Source organism: Bacillus sp. SIMBA_008, assembly GCF_046535495.1.
In the GTDB taxonomy this organism is placed as follows: domain Bacteria; phylum Bacillota; class Bacilli; order Bacillales; family Bacillaceae; genus Bacillus; species Bacillus subtilis.
In genome coordinates this window covers 1-255 of sequence record NZ_JAWRWL010000832.1, presented here as the reverse complement: position 1 = coordinate 255, position 255 = coordinate 1, and the positions used below count along the sequence as shown (strand labels likewise).

Annotated in this window: 1 protein-coding gene; it reads right to left on the bottom strand. The window is 39.2% G+C overall.

Going from position 1 to position 255, the window contains the following annotated elements; genetic code table 11:
- The coding region (locus SB658_RS25660; RefSeq protein WP_410603278.1) for a hypothetical protein at positions 1-218 on the bottom strand (218 nt) is incomplete at its 3' end.
- Positions 219-255 lie beyond the last annotated feature (37 nt).

Genomic DNA, 255 nt, shown 5'->3' with positions numbered 1-255 from the left:
CTGTCAAAGGTGTCCGATGTTGCTACAGGTTCCAAATACAAAATATTCTGACACTCGAGTTCTTCAATAGGCAAATCTTTACTCAGCGCCATACGGTATATCATATCTAAAAATGTGACACCGGGTATAATCCGGGTGCCATGCACCCGGTGATCCCTGACAATATAGTCCGTATGTTTAATTGTTAATGTGAACTGATAGTTTTGATTACTGGCCACCTGTCTCATTCCTTTTCTTTTCTTTATAATTCTTTGA